The organism is Pseudomonas moraviensis subsp. stanleyae (assembly GCF_036283065.1).
In the GTDB taxonomy this organism is placed as follows: Bacteria; Pseudomonadota; Gammaproteobacteria; order Pseudomonadales; family Pseudomonadaceae; genus Aquipseudomonas; species Aquipseudomonas stanleyae.
Genome location: NZ_JAADJI010000001.1, coordinates 547,677 through 567,908, shown reverse-complemented (window position 1 = coordinate 567,908; position 20,232 = coordinate 547,677). Strand labels below are relative to the sequence as shown.

The window sequence follows — 20,232 nt, the reverse complement described above, 5'->3', positions numbered from 1 at the left end:
GGTGTGTCATTCAGCTTTGAGTGCATTGACAGAATGCTTTCGCGAGCAGGCTCGCTCCCACAGGTGCAGCAACAGGCGCGGAGACCGGGTCAGGCCGCAATAATCCGGTTCTTGCCCTGCCGCTTCGCCTCGTACATTGCCGCATCCGCGCGGGCGAACAGGCTGTCGAGGCTCCTGTCGTCGTCGGTGAGATTGGTCAGGCCCTGGCTCACGGTGATGCTGAACGGCTGACCGTCGTGGTTGAAGCGCAGCCGTTGAATTTCCGTTTGCAGTCGTTCCGCCACCTGCACGGCCATGTCTGGCGCACAGCCGGGGAATACCGCAGCGAACTCCTCACCGCCAATCCGCCCGAACAGATCGCCACGGCGCAATGATCCACGTCCGCACTCGGCGATCCGTTGCAGCACATTGTCGCCTTCGGGGTGGCCATAGCTGTCGTTGATCACCTTGAAGTCGTCGATGTCCAGCAGCAGGAAGGCCAGCGGTGTGCCCTGGCGGCGCGCCTCGGCGAACTCGCGGTGGGCACATTCGAAGAAGTGGCGGCGGTTGCTGCTTTGCGTCAGCACATCGGTGGTGGCCAAGCGTTGCAGCTCGGTTTCCATGTGTTTTTTGTCGGTGATGTCTTCGGCGATGCCGACGATGATCACCGGCTGCCCGGGCTCGTCCTGGCGATTGATAAAGCATTTGTCGCTGAGCCAGCGCACCTGGCCATCGGCCGCGATGATGCGGTACTCGCGATCTTCCACCGCACCTCGGTGCAGGACTTCGGCGAGGCTCTGCTCGGCGTACTCCAGATCATCGGGATAAATGCTGTCGCGCCATTGGTTGTAGTCAGCCAGCAGAAGCGCGGCGGAACGGCCGAAGATCCGTTCATAGGCCGGGCTGACATACAGCACTTGCCGGGTTTCCCAGTTGAAAGCCCAGAGCACGGCATTGACGCTGACCAGCAATGAGCTGATCAACTGTTCGCGCTCGCTCAGACGCGCGACTTCGCCTTGCGCGTGCATCAGCGCCATCAGCGTTTGCGCGGCCTCGGGCCATTGGGTGAAGGATGTGTCTTTCTGGTTGTTGTTGACCATCGGCACAGATCTCAAAGGGCACGCCGCAATGTCGACAACGGCCACAGGACAACCCGCCGGAGATGGCGAAGTGTCTTTGAGATAGGGGATTTTCGGCGAAGTTCCCGGCCATTACCGAGTCCCGCCAAGCGGCGAGATGTAGGAGCTGACGAGTGCAACGAGGCTGCGATCTCTTGATCCTCAGAATCAAAAGATCGCAGCCAGTGCCGGGTCAGACAGCCGCAGGACGCAGCGAGTAGGTTTTCAGCTGATCAGCAAAATCACGCAACGACTGAATGCCACTGGCCTCGGCCTCGTGAATCCATTCCTTGATGGCAGCGAGCATGTCGTGGCCATTGGAGCTGGTCTTGACCCAGATCTGCTGCAGGGCCAGGCGTTTTTCGTAAATGACTTTCAGCGCCTGGCTGTGTTCGAGCATGGTCTGGATGCGCAGGTGATGACGGTCTTCCAGCAGGCTGGTTTCCCGCGACAGCAGGCGTTTGGCCCGGTGGAACTGGTGGCGCACCGAGTGATCGACCTTGGCCAGCTCCTGCTTGACCAGCGGGCCGATCACCAATTTGCGGTACTGGGCCATGATCTGGAAGCGGTTGTTGAGGATCGCCATGGCAGTGTCCATGTCGAGGCTGCCTTTGCCTTCGACGCGGTGGGCGATTGGCGCGATTCGCTGCACCTTGGCCAGGCGCAGGAAGCAGAAGACCTTGATCCACGCCCAGCCGAGGTCGAATTCCCACTTCTTCACCGACAGCTTGGCCGAGTTGGGGTAGGTGTGATGGTTGTTGTGCAGTTCTTCGCCGCCGATCAGGATGCCCCACGGCACGAGATTGGTCGCCGCGTCGCGGCATTCGAAGTTGCGGTAGCCGACAGCATGGCCCAGACCATTGATGACGCCGGCGGCCCACACCGGAATCCACATCATCTGGATGGCCCAGATGGTGATGCCGATGGTGCCGAACAGCAGCAGGTCGATCACGCCCATGATCGCCACGCCCAGCAGCGGATAGCGGCTGTACAGGTTGCGTTCGATCCAGTCTTCCGGGCAGTTCTTGCCGTAGATGCGCAGGGTTTCCGGGTTCTGCGCTTCGCTGCGGTACAGCTCGGCACCGGTGCGCAGCACCGTGGACAGGCCCTTGATCACCGGGCTGTGCGGGTCATCTTCGGTTTCGCATTTGGCGTGGTGTTTGCGGTGGATGGCGGTCCACTCGCGGGTGTTCTGCGCCGTGGTCAGCCACAGCCAGAAACGGAAAAAGTGCTTCAGACCCGCATTGAGCTCCAGCGAGCGGTGGGCCGAATAACGGTGCAGATAGACCGTGACGGCAACAATCGTCACATGGGTCATCAGCAGGGTGACCGCGACCAGTGACCAGGCCGACAAGCCAAGAAAACCTTCGTACCACATAGGCTATAGGGCCCTCGATAAAGATAAAAACAGCCGTTGCATTATCACTAAGCACACAGATAAAACCAGTCGCCCTTTCAGATAAGAAGTCGCTGAATGTTTCTTGACCTATAATCCCAACCTTTTTGTAGGGACATGGACGACCGAATGTCTGCGACTTACCGCGATGCCTGGCGTGCAGCGCTGCTCTACCTGGTACTGGCCGCCGTGTGGCTGCAAGCGACTGATCATTTATCAAGCAAGTTCTTCGATGACTCCATTGAGCTGGCCCATTGGCAACTGATCAACGGTTATCTGCTGGCCGTGGTCAGCGCCGGGTTGATTTTCCTCGCGCGGGCGCGTCTTGGCCGGTTTTTCGGCCTTGGTGCGCGTTTGCGTGAGCGCAACACCGACCGCGAGCGCCTGCGTCAGGCAGCGGCAGTGTTCGACTGCACTCGCGAAGGCGTACTGGTCACCGACCATCGAGGGCTGATCGTCCACGTCAACCGCGCTTTTATCGAGATCACTGGTTATCGGCGCGATGAGGTGCTCGGCCAGCAGCCCAGCCTGTTCAAGTCCGGACACCATCCGCCGGGGTTCTATCAGGCAATGTTCGCCACCCTTGAGGCCGAAGGTGAGTGGAGCGGCGAGATCTGGAACCGGCGCAAGACCGGCGAGATTTATCCACAGTGGCAGACCATCCGGGTGATTCACGATGATTTCGGCCGGCTCAGCCATTACGTGGCGGTGTTCTCCGACATCAGTGCGATCAAGGATTCCGAGTCCGAGCTCAAACACCTGGCGCATCACGATCCGTTGACCGATCTGCCCAATCGCCTGCTGTTCAGCGACCGCGCCGAGCAGGCGCTGGCGTCGGCGCAGACGCACAAGCGTGGCTGCGCGCTGCTGATGCTTGATCTGGATCACTTCAAGCTGATCAACGACAGCCTCGGGCATAACGTTGGTGACCGCTTGCTCAAAGCGGTGGCCACGCGTTTGCAGGAGCTGTCCGGCCCCGGCATCACCCTGGCGCGGCTAGGCGGGGACGAGTTCGCGGTGCTCGCGGAAAGTTGTCCACAGCCCGCCCAGGCAGCGGCATTGGCGCAACGGATTCTGGACGCATTGAAGGAGCCGCTGCCGATCGATGGCAATCAACTGTTCATCGACGCCAGCATCGGCATCAGCCTGTTTCCCAGCGATGCCTTGAGCGCCGAGCAGTTGTTGCGCAACGCCGACAGTGCGTTGTTCAAGGCCAAAAGCAGCGGGCGCAACGGCTACGCGCTGTACACCGAAGAGCTGACCGCGCACGCCCAGGAACGGGTCGAAATCGCCTTTGAGCTGCGGCGCGCACTGGAGCAGCAGGAACTGCGTGTCTATTACCAACCGGTGCACGAACTGCAAAGCAGCCGTCTGATCGGCGTCGAGGCACTGGTGCGCTGGCAGCATCCGCAGCGCGGGCTGGTGTCGCCGGCAGAATTCATTCCGATTGCCGAGCGCACCGGTCTGATCGCCGACATCGATGCCTGGGTGATGCAGCAGGCCTGCCGGCAGATGTGCCAATGGCAGCAGAGCGGCGTGGTGCTGGCGTTCGTCGCGGTGAATGTCTCGTCGCGGCTGTTTGCCCGGCGTGAGCTTTACCAGCAGGTGGCGCAGGTGCTGCACGACACCGGGCTGGATCCGGCCCATCTGGAACTGGAAGTCACCGAAAGCGCGGTGATGGACGATCCGGAAGTGGCCCTGGAACAGATGCATCGTTTGCGTGAACTGGGTGTGCGCCTGGCCATCGATGATTTCGGCACCGGTTATTCGTCGCTGCTGCGGCTCAAGCGTCTGCCGGTGCAGAAACTCAAGATCGATCAGGGCTTCGTTGCCGGGTTGCCGTGGGATGAAGATGATGCGGCGATTGTCCGGGTGATCGTCGCGCTGGCGCGGAGCATGGGCATGCAGGTGCATGCCGAAGGGATCGAACAGGTTGAGCAGGCGGCGTTTTTGCTTGAGCAGGCGTGTGATCTGGGGCAGGGGTATTGGTTTGGGCGGCCGGTTCCGGCGACCGAAATTGACTGGACGAAAGCACCATCCTTCTATTGAAACCTGTTCCTGTGGCGAGGGAGCTTGCTCCGCTGGACTGCGCAGCAGGCCCAAAAAACTGCGAGCGCTGCGCACTCGAGCGGGAGCAAGCTCCCTCGCCACAAGGGGTTGTGGTGTTCTTTTAAACCGGGACCACCGCGCAAACCCTTGGCCCGCCACATAATGTTTTCTAGTTATATAAACATTCTTAAATAGTCTTTTTAAGAATATCCGTGCCTCTCTTATATTGCTCCCACGCCGATCGCAGTGCCGCCCACTGCCAGGCAAAATCCCTTCAAAGGAGCAGCACCATGAGCGCATCCCTTCGCAGCGTTGACGGTCAGGACGAAAGCACCATCTTGCGTGAAATCCAGAGCGCCCTGCGCGATCTGCGGTTCGGCGCGGTGGAGATCACTGTGCACAACGCGCAAGTCGTACAGATCGAACGCAAAGAGAAATTCCGTTTGCAGCAACCCGGTAAACAACCGGGCTGAGCTGAAGGTCAAGAGATCGCAGCCTGCGGCAGCTCCTACAGGGGGCTGTGCGTAGGAGCTGCCGCAGGCTGCGATCTTTGAAACGGCACCACAATTTCCGCAATACATAAGAAAAGCCACCACCAGGAATTCCAGGAGCTTTCACCATGTCGTCGATTCGCCGTTACGCTTTGGCCGCGCTGGCCAGTGCCGTGTTTGCCGGTTCCGCCGTTGCCAAGGATTACGAGCTGCTCAACGTGTCGTATGACCCGACGCGCGAGCTGTATCAGGAATACAACGCCGAATTCATCAAGTTCTGGCAGAAGGATCATGCCGGAGACACGGTGAAAATCCAGCAATCCCATGGCGGTTCGGGCAAGCAGGGTCGTGCGGTGATCGACGGTCTGCGTGCTGACGTGGTGACCCTGGCCCTGGCCGGCGACATCGATGAAATCGCCAAGCTCGGCAAGAGCCTGCCGGCCGACTGGCAGAAGCGTCTGCCGGAAGCGAGCACGCCTTACACCTCGACCATTGTGTTTCTGGTGCGCAAGGGCAACCCGAAAGGCATCAAGGACTGGGGCGATCTGGTCAAGAACGACGTTTCGGTGATTACGCCAAACCCGAAAACCTCGGGTGGCGCGCGCTGGAACTTCCTCGCCGCGTGGGCCTATGGCCTGAAAGCCAACGGCGGTGATGAAGCCAAGGCCAAGCAATACGTACAAACCCTGTTCAAGCATGTGCCGATCCTCGACACCGGCGCCCGTGGTTCGACCATCACCTTCGTCAACAACGGTCAGGGCGACGTGTTGCTGGCCTGGGAAAACGAAGCGTTCCTGGCGCTGAAAGAAGACGGCGGCGCCGACAAGTTCGATATCGTCGTACCTTCGCTGTCGATCCTCGCCGAACCGCCAGTGGCGGTGGTCGACAAGAATGCCGAGAAGAAGGGCAACGCGCAGATCGCCGAAGCCTACCTCAAGCACCTGTACAGCCCGGCCGGCCAGGAAATCGCTGCGAAAAACTTCTATCGTCCACGTGACAAGGACGTGGCGGCCAAGTACGCCCAGCAGTTCCCGAAACTGGAACTGGTGACCATCGACAAGGACTTCGGCGGCTGGAAATCCGCGCAGCCGAAATTCTTCAACGACGGTGGCGTGTTCGACCAGATTTATCAGGCGCAGTAATCTCACTCGAAACGAGCCTGGAGTTCAGGCACAAACCATGTGGGAGCGAGCCTGCTCGCGAAGGCGGTCTATCAGCGACAGGGATGTTGACTGATACTCCCTCTTCGCGAGCCGGCTCGCTCCCACATTGATGCGTTTTCAACCAGGGACTTTTATGTCGCGTCGTATCTCCCCCGTCATACCCGGCTTCGGGCTGACGCTGGGCTACACCTTGGTGTACCTCAGCCTGATTGTGCTTATCCCGCTGGCGGCGATGTTCGTCCACGCCGCCCAACTCACCTGGGATCAGTTCTGGACGATCATTTCCGCGCCGCGGGTGCTGGCAGCATTGAAGCTGAGCTTCGGTACCGCGCTGTGTGCGGCAATCATCAACGGCATCATCGGCACGTTGCTGGCCTGGGTGCTGGTGCGCTACACGTTCCCGGGGCGCAAGGTGATCGACGCGATGATCGATCTGCCGTTCGCCTTGCCCACCGCCGTGGCAGGTATCGCGCTGACGGCGCTGTACACGCCGACCGGTCTGGTCGGCCAGTTCGCCGCCGACCTTGGTTTCAAGATTGCCTACACGCCGCTGGGCATCACCCTTGCCCTGACTTTCGTGACCTTGCCCTTCGTGGTGCGCACGGTGCAGCCGGTGCTGGCCGATATTCCCCGTGAAGTCGAAGAAGCGGCCGCCTGCCTTGGTGCCAAGCCGTTGCAGGTGTTCCGGCACATTCTGCTGCCGGCATTGCTGCCCGCCTGGCTGACCGGTTTCGCCCTGGCGTTTGCCCGTGGTGTCGGCGAGTACGGTTCGGTGATTTTCATCGCCGGCAACATGCCGATGAAAACCGAGATTCTGCCGCTGCTGATCATGGTCAAACTCGACCAGTACGATTACACCGGCGCCACTTCCATCGGCGTGCTGATGCTGGTGGTTTCCTTCGTCCTGTTGCTGCTGATCAACTTGCTGCAGCGGCGTATCGAAACCCCATAAGGAGGCGCGAACATGTCCCAATCGTCTATTGCGGCCGCGTCCTCGGCCAACGCTGCGCGGCGTGGCAGCGCCACTTCGCGCCGAATCCTGATCGGTCTTGGCTGGCTGATCTTTTTCCTGTTTCTGCTGCTGCCGCTGTTCATCGTCGTATCCCAAGGTTTGAAAAACGGCCTCGGCGCGTTCTTCACTGCGATCTTTGAACCGGATGCGCTGTCGGCGCTGAAACTGACGGTAATCGCCGTGCTGATCTCGGTGCCGTTGAATCTGGTGTTCGGCGTCAGCGCGGCGTGGTGCGTGAGCAAATACTCGTTCCGTGGCAAGAGCATGCTGGTGACCCTGATCGATCTGCCGTTCTCGGTATCACCGGTGATCGCCGGTCTGGTCTACGTGCTGATGTTCGGCGCCCAGGGCCTGTTCGGGCCGTGGTTGCAGGATCACGACATCCAGATTGTCTTCGCCCTGCCGGGCATTGTCCTGGCGACGATTTTTGTCACCGTGCCGTTCGTGGCCCGTGAACTGATCCCACTGATGCAGGAACAAGGCACGCAGGAAGAGGAAGCCGCGCGCCTGCTCGGTGCCAATGGCTGGCAGATGTTCTGGCACGTCACGGTGCCCAACATCAAATGGGGCCTGATTTATGGCGTGGTGCTGTGCACCGCGCGGGCCATGGGCGAGTTCGGTGCGGTGTCGGTGGTTTCCGGGCACATTCGCGGGGTGACCAACACCTTGCCGCTGCACGTCGAGATCCTCTACAACGAATACAACCACGTGGCCGCGTTCGCCGTGGCGAGCCTGTTGCTGATCCTGGCGCTCTTCATCCTGCTGCTCAAGCAGTGGAGCGAAAACCGTATCAACCGCCTGCGCGCCAGCGCCGCGGAGGAATAATTCATGTCGATCGAAGTGCGTAACGTCAGCAAGAATTTCAATGCGTTCAAGGCGCTGGACAACATCAGCCTGGATATCCACAGCGGTGAGCTGGTCGCATTGCTCGGCCCGTCGGGCTGCGGCAAGACCACCTTGCTGCGCATTATTGCCGGTCTGGAAACCCCGGATCAGGGCAACATCGTCTTTCACGGCGAGGACGTCTCCGGCCACGACGTGCGCGATCGCAACGTCGGTTTCGTGTTCCAGCATTACGCCTTGTTCCGCCACATGACGGTGTTCGACAACGTCGCGTTCGGCCTGCGCATGAAGCCGAAAAACCAGCGCCCGAGCGAAAGCCAGATCGCGACCAAGGTTCACGAACTGCTGAACATGGTGCAACTGGACTGGTTGTCGGATCGTTATCCGGAGCAGTTGTCCGGTGGTCAGCGTCAGCGCATCGCCCTGGCCCGTGCCCTGGCGGTGGAGCCGAAAGTGCTGCTGCTCGACGAGCCGTTCGGCGCCCTCGACGCCAAGGTGCGCAAGGAACTGCGCCGTTGGCTGGCGCGGCTGCACGAAGACATCAACCTGACGTCGGTGTTTGTGACCCACGACCAGGAAGAAGCGATGGAAGTCGCCGACCGTATCGTGGTGATGAACAAGGGTGTGATCGAGCAGATCGGCTCACCGGGCGACGTCTACGAAAACCCGGCCAGTGATTTCGTCTATCACTTCCTCGGCGACTCGAACCGCTTGCTGCTGAGCGACGACAACCACGTGCTGTTCCGCCCGCACGAAGTGTCGTTGTCCAGACATGAGCTGGAAGATCACCATGCCGCTGAAGTGCGCGATATCCGCCCACTGGGTGCGACTACGCGGGTGACGCTGAAGGTCGAAGGGCAGACGGATTTGATTGAAGCCGAGGTGGTGAAAGATCACGACAGCCTGATCGGCCTGGCCAAAGGTGAGACCTTGTTCTTCAAGCCCAAGGTCTGGCAGAAAGTCGCCAATATTTAAAGGCAAAAGCTTCGCGAGCAGGCTCGCTCCCACATTTGGAATGCGTTTTTCTGTGGGAGCGAGCCTGCTCGCGAAAGCGGTCTAAACAGCCGCACGATGCGGATTGACCCGCACCACCCCCGCCCGCGCCTCGATCTGCGCTTTCAACTCCTGGCGCATCCCCAGCAGAAACGCCAACTCAGCCACGACAAACAACGGCCCGACAATCAGCCCGCTGATGTCATCGACAAACGCCGGTTTGCGCCCTTCATAGTGATGCCCGACAAACTGGATCACCCAGCCGATCACAAACATCGCCAAGCCGCTGCTCAGCCAGACCAGGGTGCTTTGCTGCGCCAGTGCATGCCCGGCCCACACCGACAGGCCCATCAGCAGCGTCATCAACACGCCGAGCTTCAACTCCAGACGCAGGTAAAACCACGCCGAGGCCAGCGCCACGACAACGGCTGGAGATATCCACAGCCCGTCCAGCGACCATTGCGGCCGCGACAGCAGAACAGCCACCGCCACCACGATCAGCGGAATGCCGATAAAGTGGCTGACGATGTTGCGTGGGTCGCGGTGGTAGGCGGCGTATTGACTGAGGTGGTCGACGAGGCTTTTCATTGTTGTTCCTCCAGTAGGGTTGAACGCATCATCCCTCGGGATCGGCGTTCGTTCTGTCGGGCAGGCGACACTCCAGGAGTGGTTATGCAAATTCGTGCACGGTTGCTCAGCGGCCAGTGGTTCAGTCATCTGCCGGCGTCCTTTCAGGATAGCCTGCTGACGCTGGCCCGCGAGCGGCGGCTGACAGCGGGACAACGGCTGTTCCAGCGCGGCGATGCGCCGTGCGGGCTGTACGCGGTGGTCGATGGCGCCGTGCGCATCGGCGCAGTCAGCGAGCAGGGCAAGGAGGCGCTGTTGAGTCTGGTGGAGGCGCCGCACTGGTTCGGCGAAATCTGCCTGTTCGATGGCCAGCCACGTACGCACGATGCCTATGCGGTCGGGCCGTGTACCTTGCTGAATATTCCACAAGCAGCATTGCTCAAACTGCTCGACGAACAGCCGCAATATTGGCGGCATCTGGCGCTGCTGATGAGCCACAAGTTGCGTCTGGCCTTTATCAATCTTGAACAACTGAGCCTGCTGCCGGCCCCGGCACGCTTGGCTCATCGCTTGCTGATGATCGCCGAAGGCTACGGCGAACTCGACGCACCACGCCGGACGCTGCAACTGCCGCAGGAGCAGTTGGCGGCGATGCTGTCGCTGTCGCGGCAGACTACCAATCAGATCCTCAAGGACTTGCAGGGGCAGGGGATTATCGGTCTGGCTTACGGCGAGATCGAAATCCTCGATGCGGCGCGATTGCGCGCCCTGGCCACGATCTAACGGGCGCCTGAAATCCCAATGTGGAAGCGAGCCTGCTCGCGAAAGCGATGGGTCATTCAACGATGATGTCGACTGATTCAACGCCTTCGCGAGCAGGCTCGCTCCCACAGAGAATCGGGGCCTGGATTACGACCCACGATAGGTCGAGAAACCGTACGGGCTCAGCAGCAGCGGGATGTGGTAATGCTGATCGGTCTGCTTGACCTGAAAGATCACTGGAATTTCCGGGAAGAACGTTTCGTGCTTGATCTTCTGGTAGTACTCGCCGGTCTTGAACACCACGCGATACTCACCGGCCTCGAATGGCTGTTTTGCCGGGAACAGTTCGGCAATCCGCCCTTGCTCGTTGGTGGTACCCTGGGCCAGTGGCTGCCAGTTTTCTCCGACGTGTTTTTCCAGGGTGACGTTGATGCCCGGTGATGGCAGGCCGTTTTCCAGGTTGAGCACGTGCACGCTCAACGGATTGCCGGCGGCCAGCGCCAGGCTGGAAACAGCGCTCAGGCCGAGCGCGGCGAGGGTCATGCGCAGGGTGGTCATGGTGGATCTCCTTATTGGGAACGGGTGATGCTCAGGCCGGCCTTGTCGGCGGCGGCGCGGGCGCAGTTTTCGTCTTGCTCACCACCGCCGGAACCGGCCACGCCCATGGCGCCGACCAGTTCGCTGCCGGCGAACAGCGGAATGCCGCCGCCGAGCAAGAGCAATTCGTCGAGGGTGTTGAGGTTGGCGGTTTCCGGGTTGCTGCGGGCGCGCTCGGCGAACAGCCGCGTCGGCGTCTTGGTCGATAGCGCGGTGTAGGCCTTGCGCTGACTGGCGGCGGTGTTGTGTGGGCCGACGCCGTCACCGCGCAATGTCACCAGCAGGTTGCCGCCACGGTCGAGCACCGACACCGTGCCGGTGCAAGCGCTCATCGCCTTGTCCGCCAGCCAGCGTGCGGTTTTCAGGTCGAGATCGGCGTGGCGCGGCAGCTCTGGCGTGGCGCTGGCAACGCCGCTGAGGCCCAGGATCAGGCTGGCGACAAGGTATTTGACGGTCATGTGCAGGCTCCGAATGGGAAGGTCTGCACCTTAACCGGCGCACTTCGTCAGAACCCCGTCAGGCGGATTACAAGTTTGTAATGGGCAACGGCGCCGAACACGCCTAGCCTGTGTACCTGATCAATCGAGGTGTGCCATGCGTTTGCTGGTCGTAGAAGATGAAGCCAAAACCGCCAATTTCCTCGCCAAGGGCCTGGGCGAGTCGGGTTTCGCCGTGGATGTGGCGCTCAATGGCCTCGACGGCCGCTACTTTATCGAGCAGCAGGAATACGACCTGATCATCCTCGACGTGATGCTGCCCGGCCTCAACGGCTGGCAATTGCTCCAGCTGATCCGCCAGCGCGGCGCCACGCCGGTGCTGTTTCTCACTGCCAAGGACGCCATTGAAGACCGCGTCCGTGGGCTGGAACTGGGCGCCGATGATTACCTGCTCAAACCCTTCGCCTTCGCCGAATTGCTCGCGCGGGTGCGCACGTTGCTGCGGCGCGGGCCGATGCGCGAAGCCGAGTCGTACAACATCGCCGACCTGGAGATCGACGTGTTGCGCCGCCGGGTCAGTCGCGGCGGCCAGCGCATTGCCCTGACCAACAAAGAGTTCGCCCTGTTGCAATTGCTCGCCAGCCGCCAGGGCGAAGTGCTCTCGCGCACGCTGATCGCTTCGCAGGTGTGGAACCTGAATTTCGACAGCGACACCAACATGGTCGAAGTCGCCGTGCGTCGCCTGCGCGCCAAGGTCGACGACCCGTACATGCCGAAACTTATCCACACCGTGCGTGGCGTCGGTTATCAACTGGAAGCGCCGGACGATGTGGAGTAAGTCGATCGCCTGGCGATTGGCGCTGGCTTTCGCCGTCGTGTGCGCGCTGGTGCTGAGCGCAATTGGCGTTTTTCTCTACCGCTCGCTGGCCTCCGAATTGGCCTTTCGTGACGACATGGCCCTGCTCGGGCGCCTGGAACAGGTTCGCGCCTTGCTCGCCGACAGCGACAGTCTCGACGCCTTGCAGGCGCGGCCACGGCTGTACCAAAACATGCTCGGCAATCTCGACAGCCTGCTGCTGGTGCGCCGGGCCGACGGCTCCAGCGTGATCGCGATCAACCCGCGTCAGCGCGAATTGCCGGCGCTCAATGCATTACCGCGAGAACAAATGCCGCAGCGCCGCGACGTGCTCACCTGGCAGGCCAGCGACGGCGCCGAACTGGCAGTGCTGTCCGGACAGGCCCAAGGCCCCAACGGTGAAACCCTCACGGTGATCGCCGGCAAAGTGCTCAGCGAGCGCGAGCAGATGCTCGGCAGTTATCGCCTGCGCCTGTATCTGGCTGTCGGCCTCGGCGCATTGCTCGCTTTTGCGCTGGGCCTGTTGTTGCTGCGTCGGGGCCTGCAACCGTTGCATCAGTTGAGCGAAGCGGTGCGCAGCATCGATCTGCGCAGCCTCGATCGACGCCTGCCTATCGAGGGCACGCCGACCGAATTGCGTGAGCCGGTGTACGCGCTCAACGCCATGCTCGCGCGGCTGGACGACAGCGTGCAGCGCCTGTCGCAATTCTCCGCCGACCTCGCCCACGAAATCCGCACCCCTCTGCACACCTTGCTCGCCAGCAACGGCCAGGCCCTGAACCATCCGCGCAGCACGGCCGAATATCAGGAAGTGCTGGCCTCGAACATGGAAGAGTTCGAACGACTCAAGCGCATGGCCGAGAACCTGATGTTCCTCGCCCGCGCCGAACAGGCCGAACGCGCGCTCAATCTGCAAACACTGGACTTGCGCAACGTCGGCGACGAGCTCTGCGATTACTTTGAAGCCTTGGCCGATGATCGCGACCTTCGACTCGAAAACCGCATGCACGGCGAATTGCCCGCCGACCAGCAACTGCTGCAACGCGCCCTCGGCAACCTGCTGGCCAACGCCGTGCGCCACGCCGACCCCGGCACCCTGATCAGCCTGCAACGCCGCGATGAACCTGGACTGTGCTGGCTGCAAGTGCACAACCACGGCCCGGTCATCGCGCCTGAGCATCTGGGCAAACTGTTCGACCGCTTTTATCGCGTCGATCCCTCGCGTGCTGAACCGGGGGATTCGGGGGGGCTGGGTCTGGCGATTGTGCAATCGATCATGCAGTTGCATGGCGGGCGGGTGCGGGTGAGGAGTGATGTGGCGGAGACGGTGTTTGAGTTGGGGTTTGTGGTGAGTTGACAGGCCTCTTCGCGAGCAGGCTCGCTCCCACAAGGAAAACGCATTCCAACTGTGGGAGCGAGCCTGCTCGCGATGGCGCCGGATCAAACAACGGTGATTTCAGCTCAACGCAAGCCATCCCGAAACTGCCCCGGGGTCATCCCCGTCCAGCGCTTGAACGCGCGGCTGAAGCTGCTGGTGTCGGCGAAGCCCAGCAGATAGCTGACTTCACTCAACGAACACTGCGGATCACGCAGGTGCAGCAGCGCGAGGTTTTCGCGGCTTTCGTTGAGCAGGGTGTCGAAGCGGCAACCCTCATCCGCCAGATGCCGTTGCAGGCTGCGCAGGCTCAGGTGCAAGGCTTGGGCGATGCGTTCGGCACTCGGTTCGCCTTCGGGCAATTGTTCTTCAATGGCATCGCGCACTTTGCGTTCCCAGGTCAGCGGTTTGAGCTGGGCGAGGGTGCGTTTGAGTACGGCTTCGTTGTGTTCGGCCAGTTCCGGGTTGGCGTCATCGAGGTGGCTGTCGAAGTCGCTGAGGGCGAATTCCAGGCGGTCTTCGGCGGCGGAAAAATACACCGGCGCGCGGAGGACTTTGTGCCATTGCTGGGCGTCATTCGGTTCCGGGCGACGCAAGTACACCGCCAGCGGTGCATAGTCTCGGCCGAGGCGATTGCGGCAGGTGCGCACGTAGATCGCTGCGAAGGCGTCGATGGCTTCGAAGGCCGGCGCCGGGTTGCCGGGCGGGATTTTCAGGCGGAATTGATAGCGGTCGTCGCGGCGGCTCAGTTCCAGCTCCAGCGCATCGCTGACCACCGGGTGATAACGCACGATGCGCTCGAACACCTCACGCAAACTGCCGCTGGCCACCAGTGCATAACCGAGCGCGTGGAAGGTGGTCGGGCTGACGAACCGCGACACGCGCAAGCCCAGCGCCGGATCGCCGCTGGCCTCAACGGCGAGTGCCCACAGACGCGTGGTGGCGGACAATGGATAGCGCGCGTTGGGGTCGTCCATCAGCGTCGGGTCGAGCCCGGCCTGTTGGCACAGGGCGAGGCTGTCCAGCCCCAGCGCGTCGAGTTGCTTGCGCAGGGCACGGGTCCAGCTGGCGAGGGAGGTCGGTTCCTTCATGCTGATTGGCGCGTCCGGTCAACAGGTTGGCGTTCTTGGCTAGCGCGGTTCAAGCCCCGGCGAGGCACGATGCACACATCTTAGACCGGAGGATGGAAGCATGGACGGTACTTCTGCAAGCCCTGAACGACTGAATGCGGCGCAGCGCTCGGCGCATATTCGCCAGGTGGTGCTGGCCAAAGGCGCGCAATTGCGTAAGCGCTATCCGATTCTTCAGTATCAGGATGCACTGGGTGCGGGGATTCTGGCGTTCGCGCTGGCTGGGATGATCGGGTCGGCGGCGCTGTACATCAGCGGCCATATGGCCTGGTGGGTGTGCCTGCTGCTCAACGGGTTTTTCGCCTCGCTGACGCATGAGCTTGAGCACGACCTGATCCACAGCATGTATTTCCGCAAGCAGCGCGTGCCGCACAACCTGATGATGGGCCTGGTCTGGCTGGCGCGGCCGAGCACGATCAACCCGTGGATCCGTCGTCATCTGCACCTCAACCATCACAAGGTGTCCGGCACCGAAGCCGACATGGAAGAGCGCGCGATCACCAACGGCGAGCCTTGGGGTTTTGCGCGGCTGTTGATGGTGGGCGACAACCTCATGTCGGCGTTCATCCGCCTGCTGCGGGCCAAAACCTGGGCGCACAAGCTGAGCATCGGCAAACGCGTGCTCAAGGTCTACGCACCGTTGGCGCTGCTGCACTGGGGCGCGTGGTATGTGTTTCTCGGCTTTCAGGCGGCCAACGGCATCGCCTATTTGCTGGGCTCGCCAATCGAGTGGTCGGCCACTACGCTGGCGGTAATGCAGGTGATCGATATCGCCGCCGTGGTGATCATCGGCCCGAACGTGCTGCGCACTTTTTGCCTGCATTTCATCAGCTCGAACATGCATTACTACGGTGACGTCGAACCGGGCAATGTGCTGCAGCAATGCCAGGTGCTGAACCCGTGGTGGTTGTGGCCATTGCAGGCGTTCTGCTTCAACTTCGGCAGCAGTCACGGGATTCATCATTTCGTGGTCAAGGAGCCGTTTTACATTCGTCAGATGACTGTGCCGGTTGCGCACAAGGTGATGCGCGAGATGGGCGTGCGCTTCAATGATTTCGGCACGTTTGGCCGGGCGAACCGGTTTGTTCGCAGGGACGAAGAGGTGGTGTCCGGGAAAGTGGTGGAGGCCTGACAGATGCCCCTCACCCTAACCCTCTCCCAAGGGAGAGGGGACTGACCGAGGTGTTCATGCTTCATTCATCGACCTGAAAATTCGAGCCGAACTCAGGTTTGAATAACATGCAGATCTGCTCCCTTTCCCCCTCTCCCTTAGGGAGAGGGCTGGGGTGAGGGGTGCTTTTGATCTTGCTTCAATCCGGCTGAAACGGCGAAGCACTGAGGATCACTCCGGTCTCCTCGACATACCGCTGCCAATGCCCGATCAACGCACTGAGCTTGTCCGGCTGACTGGACGCCAGGTCATGAATCTCCCCCGGATCGCTCGCCAGATCATAAAGCTGCCAAGTCGCCGGCCCGACCGGCCCGGGAATGAACACCGCTTTCCATGAGCCCTGACGAATCGCCCGCCGTCCGAACAATTCCCACCCTGTCACCGTGTTCTCGTCATGCACCTGCGCAGTCTCGCCGGACAAAAAGCCCAGCCACGATTTACCCCGCAGTGGAGCCACCGCTTTGCCTTTCCACTGTTTGCCCGGATGCCGCACGCCAGCCAGATCGAGGATGGTCGGGGTGATGTCCATCACCGTGCCGAAACCATGGCTGATCTGCCCTTTGAGCGGCAGCTGCGGATAGTGCAGCAGCGCCGGCACGCGGATCCCGCCTTCAGTGGTGAAGGCTTTGAACAAGCGCGATGGCGCGGTCGCCACCTGCGCCCAGTTCGGCCCGTACCAGACGTAGGAATTGGCCCGGCCAATGTTGTCGAGGCTGTTGTCGTAATGCTGGTTCAGGTAGGTCATCAGCTCCGGACCGAACTTGGGGAACGCTTCCAGCAGCGCGCCTTCTGCACCGTTATCGGACATGAACAGGATGAAGGTGTTATCGAGTTGGCCCTGCTGGCGCAAATAATCGACCACACGGCCGATGTTCCAGTCCATGCGCTCGACCATCGCCGCGTAGACCTCCATGGCACGTGCGGAAATCTGCTTTTGCTCGTCGCTCAAGGCGTCCCACTGTGCGCTGAGTTGAATCAGCGGATGCGGCTCGACGTCTGCCTCGATCAGGCCCAGTGCCTTGAGTTTTTCCAGGCGCTCGAGGCGCAGCACTTCCGGGCCGGCGTCGTAACGGCCACGGTATTTTTCAACGATGTCGGCAGGCGCTTGCAACGGCCAGTGCGGCGCGGAGAAGGGCAGATAGGCGAAGAACGGCCGGGTCTGATCGCGTTCCTTGAGGTACTGCAGCAGCTTGTCGCCGAAGCCGTCGGAGGAATAGAAGTCCTTGGGCAACTCTTCAACAAACTGATCGTCCTCGATGTACAGCGCCGGGGTGGATTTCAGCAGCCCCGGCGTCTGCTCATCGTAGGTCGGCTCGAAACCATAGTGGTTTGCAGCGCCCGGCAACAGTGAAAACGAGCGCTCGAAGCCGCGCGCATGGGGCGCCAGTTCGGCCTTCAGGCCGAGGTGCCATTTGCCGCACATCAAGGTTTGATAACCGGCCTCGCGCAGCAGCTCGGGCAGGGCGACGACGCGGTCATTGAGGTAGCCCTCGTAACCGGGCTTGCCGATCAGTTCCGGGGTCAACGCTTCGGCCATGGTGCCGATGCCGGCGATGTGGTGGTCGGTGCCGGTCAGCAACATCGAGCGCGTCGGCGAGCAGGTCGGTGCGGTGTGAAAATCGGTCAGACGCAGGCCGTTGTGAGCCAGCGCATCGAGGTTCGGCGTAGCGATTTCACCGCCGAACGCACCGATGTCGGAAAAGCCTAGATCGTCGGCGAGGATCAGCAGAAAGTTGGGACGTTGCGGCATCGCGAAACTCCTGTTCAGCAGGCAATGAACGTCAGCGGCAGATCGCGGATCTGCACCGCTGCGCTCGGTTGGTAATGGTCATCACTGGTCAATTCGTGCAGCAGTTCTTCGCGCAACTGATGGAAGTCGTAACCGCTGCGCTGACGCGGGTGCGGCAAGGCGATGTCGACCACTTGCTTGATCCGCCCCGGACGCGGCTCCATCACCACCACCCTGTCGGCGAGAAAAATCGCTTCCTCGACATCGTGGGTCACTAGAATCGTGGTGATCTTTGCCCGTTCGCGGATCGCCAGCAGCTCGTCCTGCATCTGCTGGCGAGTCAGTGCATCGAGGGCGCCGAAGGGTTCGTCGAGCAGCAGGATGCGTGGGCTGGCGACGAGGCCGCGAGCGATCGCCACGCGCTGCGCCATGCCGCCAGAAAGCTGATGCGGATAGGCCTCGGTGAAATCGCTGAGGCCGACCAGTTCGATGAAATCCTTGATGCGTTGTTGTTTCTGCGCTCCGCTCAGGGGTTCATTGACCAGGCCCAGGCCGATGTTGTCGGCGACCGTCAGCCAAGGGAACAGACGATGTTCCTGAAAGACGATGCCGCGCTCGCCGCCGATGCCGCTGACGGCTTTGCCATCGACGCTGATCTGCCCGCGAAACTCGGTGTCGAGGCCGACCAGCAAACGCAGCAGGGTGGATTTGCCACAGCCGCTGGAACCGACAATGGCGACGAATTCGCCCTCGGCGATGTCGAGGTTGAATTCACGGATCGCCTCCAGTTCGAAGCCGTTGACGGCGAAGGATTTGCCTACGTGATTGAAGCTGACAATCGGTGCGTTCATGCGTGTCTCCAGCGGGTCGCGCGAATTTCCAGGCGTTGGCCGATCAGGTTGAGCAGGGCGCCAGTGAGGCCGACCAGCAGCATGCCGGCCATGATCAGATCCATGCGCAGCAACTGTTGCGCGCCGATCATCTGGCTGCCGATGCCGCCATTGGACGGCATGAAATATTCAGCGCCGATGGTGCCGAGCCAGGCGTAGATCAGGCTCAGTCGCAGCCCGGCGAAAATCCCCGGCGCAGCGCCCGGCAGCACCAGTCGACGCAGACGCTGGCCGAGGTTCAGGCGCAGCACTTGCGCGGCCTCGTTGAGTTGCGGCGACAGGTTGGCGACGCTGCGCTGGGTGGCAATGAACAGCGGGAAGAACGCGGCAAGCGCGACGAACACCCACTTGGCGAGTTCGCCGAGGCCGAACCATGCAGTGAGCAGCGGCACCCAGGCGAAAATCGCGATCTGCCGCAGTGCGGCGAGCGTCGGGCCGAGCAGGCGTTCGCTGAAACGCGACAGGCCGAGGAGCAAGCCCAGGGCGAAACCGAGGCCGCCACCGATCAGCAGGCCACCGAGGGTGCGGCTCAGGCTCAGTGCCATGCCGCTGACCAGCGTGCCGTCGAGCAGTCCGTCCCATGTCGTGCTCAGCACAGCCGCAGGGCTGACCAGAATATTTGCGTCGACCCACTGTTGATCATTGGCCAATTGCCAAAGCGCCAACAAGCCCAGCGGCAGCAGCCACGGTTGCAGACGTTGCCAGCCCTGATAGCGCGGGCCGCGAGTGATTTGCGCGGTGGCCGGGTGCGGCCAGTGCGCCAGTTTGCGGTCGAGCAGGCCGATGCCGCGATCCATCGCCACGCCGAGCAGACCGATGATCACGATGCACACGAACACGATGTCGAGCATGAACAGCTGCCGCGCCCAGACCATCAGATAGCCGATGCCTTCACTGGAGGCCAGCAGCTCGACCGCCAGCAACGAGGTCCAGCCGGCGGCAAGTGCCAGGCGTACACCGGCCATGAACGCCGGCAGCGCCGCTGGGAGCACCAGACGCCGAATCAGCAGAAGCGGCGGCAGGCGCAACACGGCGGCGGCTTCGCGCAGTTTCGGTTGCGCGTCGCGCACACCTACCAGCGTGTGCAGGGTTACCGGCACCACAATGGCCTTGATCAGCACTACCAGTTTCAGCACTTCGCCGATGCCGAAGAACACCATGAACAGCGGAATCCATGCCAGCGTCGGCACCTGCGCCAACCCGGCGAAAGTCGGAAAAACCAATCGCTCCAGACGTCGGCTGAAACCCAGTGCGGCGCCGAGTACAGCGCCGGCCGAAACGCCTGCCAGCAAGCCCCAGAACAACCGTTGCAGGCTGATCCACAAATGGCTCCACAACTCGCCTTGCGCCAGTTCCACGGCACTGCTCAACACTAGCGATGGTGCCGGCAGGATCTGCTCGCTCATCCACTGATTGCGCGCGGCCAGCCACCACAGGGCGAACAGGCTGACGGGCAGCAGCCAAGGCAGCAGGCGTTGGCTCAGACTTGGCCAGGAGCGGCGGCTTTTCAGCGGCGGCGCGGCCAGCGGCAGGCTGAGCAGGGATTGACGGGCCATGGGTGACCTCCGTTGTCGGGTTGCATGGCGAACCGCTTTTCATGTGGGAGCGAGCCTGCTCGCGAAATGGCTGTTTTAGGCAGCATTGATGGCGGCTGGCGTGGCCTCTTCGCGAGCA

The 20,232-nt window shown here is 61.6% G+C and carries 19 protein-coding genes; 10 read left to right on the top strand and 9 right to left on the bottom strand.

Going from position 1 to position 20,232, the window contains the following annotated elements:
* Positions 1–89 precede the first annotated feature (89 nt).
* Positions 90–1,079, bottom strand: a complete 990-nt coding sequence (locus GXB78_RS02385; RefSeq protein WP_329513994.1) for a GGDEF domain-containing protein — start codon at positions 1,077–1,079, stop codon at positions 90–92.
* A gap of 211 nt (positions 1,080–1,290) precedes the next feature.
* Positions 1,291–2,475, bottom strand: coding sequence for a delta-9 fatty acid desaturase DesA (desA, locus tag GXB78_RS02380; RefSeq protein ID WP_253497810.1), 1,185 nt, complete (start codon positions 2,473–2,475; stop codon positions 1,291–1,293).
* A 147-nt stretch (positions 2,476–2,622) separates the two neighbouring features.
* Between desA and dibA the strand changes: the two genes are divergently transcribed.
* The 6 genes from dibA to GXB78_RS02350 all read left to right on the top strand — a co-directional run bounded on the left by dibA (position 2,623) and on the right by GXB78_RS02350 (position 9,026).
* The gene (gene dibA, locus GXB78_RS02375; protein ID WP_329513993.1) at positions 2,623–4,542 is read left to right on the top strand and encodes a phosphodiesterase DibA; all 1,920 of its coding nucleotides are present in this window, start codon (positions 2,623–2,625) and stop codon (positions 4,540–4,542) included.
* 290 nt (positions 4,543–4,832) lie between these two features.
* Positions 4,833–5,015, top strand: a complete 183-nt coding sequence (oscA, locus tag GXB78_RS02370) for a sulfur starvation response protein OscA (RefSeq protein WP_007917682.1) — start codon at positions 4,833–4,835, stop codon at positions 5,013–5,015.
* A gap of 146 nt (positions 5,016–5,161) precedes the next feature.
* On the top strand, positions 5,162–6,175 hold the full coding sequence (locus GXB78_RS02365) for a sulfate ABC transporter substrate-binding protein (RefSeq protein ID WP_329513992.1): 1,014 nt from the start codon (positions 5,162–5,164) through the stop codon (positions 6,173–6,175).
* Between the two features lie 154 nt (positions 6,176–6,329).
* A complete protein-coding gene (gene cysT / locus GXB78_RS02360; RefSeq protein WP_007952818.1) occupies positions 6,330–7,148 on the top strand; it encodes a sulfate ABC transporter permease subunit CysT in 819 nt (272 codons plus the stop codon).
* A 12-nt stretch (positions 7,149–7,160) separates the two neighbouring features.
* Complete coding sequence (gene cysW / locus GXB78_RS02355; RefSeq protein ID WP_064361637.1) at positions 7,161–8,033, top strand: sulfate ABC transporter permease subunit CysW; 873 nt, start codon at positions 7,161–7,163, stop codon at positions 8,031–8,033.
* A 3-nt stretch (positions 8,034–8,036) separates the two neighbouring features.
* Positions 8,037–9,026 (top strand): sulfate/molybdate ABC transporter ATP-binding protein, encoded by a 990-nt coding sequence (locus GXB78_RS02350; RefSeq protein ID WP_024011135.1) that lies wholly within the window; start codon positions 8,037–8,039, stop codon positions 9,024–9,026.
* Between the two features lie 81 nt (positions 9,027–9,107).
* Here GXB78_RS02350 and GXB78_RS02345 read toward each other — a convergent pair whose 3' ends face one another.
* Entirely contained in the window at positions 9,108–9,632 is a 525-nt protein-coding gene (locus GXB78_RS02345; protein WP_329513991.1) for an Mpo1 family 2-hydroxy fatty acid dioxygenase, read from the bottom strand.
* A gap of 84 nt (positions 9,633–9,716) precedes the next feature.
* On the opposite strand from GXB78_RS02345, the gene GXB78_RS02340 reads away from it, so the two are divergent.
* Positions 9,717–10,394 carry a Crp/Fnr family transcriptional regulator gene (locus GXB78_RS02340; RefSeq protein WP_329513990.1) on the top strand — a complete coding sequence of 226 codons (678 nt, stop codon included), beginning with the start codon at positions 9,717–9,719 and terminating at the stop codon, positions 10,392–10,394.
* A 126-nt stretch (positions 10,395–10,520) separates the two neighbouring features.
* Here the strand turns inward: GXB78_RS02340 and uraH are convergent, their stop codons facing one another.
* Positions 10,521–10,931, bottom strand: a complete 411-nt coding sequence (gene uraH, locus GXB78_RS02335) for a hydroxyisourate hydrolase (protein ID WP_042610175.1) — start codon at positions 10,929–10,931, stop codon at positions 10,521–10,523.
* 11 nt (positions 10,932–10,942) lie between these two features.
* Positions 10,943–11,428: a GlcG/HbpS family heme-binding protein gene (locus GXB78_RS02330; protein WP_329513989.1), complete on the bottom strand. Its 486-nt coding sequence runs from the start codon at positions 11,426–11,428 to the stop codon at positions 10,943–10,945.
* Between the two features lie 136 nt (positions 11,429–11,564).
* On the opposite strand from GXB78_RS02330, the gene GXB78_RS02325 reads away from it, so the two are divergent.
* Both GXB78_RS02325 and GXB78_RS02320 read left to right on the top strand, forming a co-directional pair.
* Positions 11,565–12,245: a heavy metal response regulator transcription factor gene (locus tag GXB78_RS02325; RefSeq protein ID WP_329513988.1), complete on the top strand. Its 681-nt coding sequence runs from the start codon at positions 11,565–11,567 to the stop codon at positions 12,243–12,245.
* On the top strand, positions 12,235–13,620 hold the full coding sequence (locus GXB78_RS02320; protein ID WP_329513987.1) for a heavy metal sensor histidine kinase: 1,386 nt from the start codon (positions 12,235–12,237) through the stop codon (positions 13,618–13,620). The genes GXB78_RS02325 and GXB78_RS02320 overlap by 11 nt, the downstream gene beginning before the upstream one ends.
* 104 nt (positions 13,621–13,724) lie before the next feature.
* Here GXB78_RS02320 and GXB78_RS02315 read toward each other — a convergent pair whose 3' ends face one another.
* Entirely contained in the window at positions 13,725–14,729 is a 1,005-nt protein-coding gene (locus GXB78_RS02315) for an AraC family transcriptional regulator (RefSeq protein WP_329513986.1), read from the bottom strand.
* 100 nt (positions 14,730–14,829) lie between these two features.
* On the opposite strand from GXB78_RS02315, the gene GXB78_RS02310 reads away from it, so the two are divergent.
* On the top strand, positions 14,830–15,900 hold the full coding sequence (locus GXB78_RS02310) for a fatty acid desaturase (RefSeq protein WP_329513985.1): 1,071 nt from the start codon (positions 14,830–14,832) through the stop codon (positions 15,898–15,900).
* Between the two features lie 178 nt (positions 15,901–16,078).
* Here GXB78_RS02310 and GXB78_RS02305 read toward each other — a convergent pair whose 3' ends face one another.
* From GXB78_RS02305 to GXB78_RS02295, 3 genes are read right to left on the bottom strand one after another with little or no spacing between them, the layout of a single operon-like run.
* Positions 16,079–17,689 (bottom strand): arylsulfatase, encoded by a 1,611-nt coding sequence (locus GXB78_RS02305; protein WP_329513984.1) that lies wholly within the window; start codon positions 17,687–17,689, stop codon positions 16,079–16,081.
* Between the two features lie 14 nt (positions 17,690–17,703).
* A complete protein-coding gene (locus tag GXB78_RS02300) occupies positions 17,704–18,519 on the bottom strand; it encodes an ABC transporter ATP-binding protein (RefSeq protein ID WP_329513983.1) in 816 nt (271 codons plus the stop codon).
* Positions 18,516–20,114 carry an ABC transporter permease gene (locus GXB78_RS02295; RefSeq protein WP_329513982.1) on the bottom strand — a complete coding sequence of 533 codons (1,599 nt, stop codon included), beginning with the start codon at positions 20,112–20,114 and terminating at the stop codon, positions 18,516–18,518. Before GXB78_RS02295 ends, GXB78_RS02300 begins: the two co-directional genes overlap by 4 nt.
* Positions 20,115–20,232: the final 118 nt, after the last annotated feature.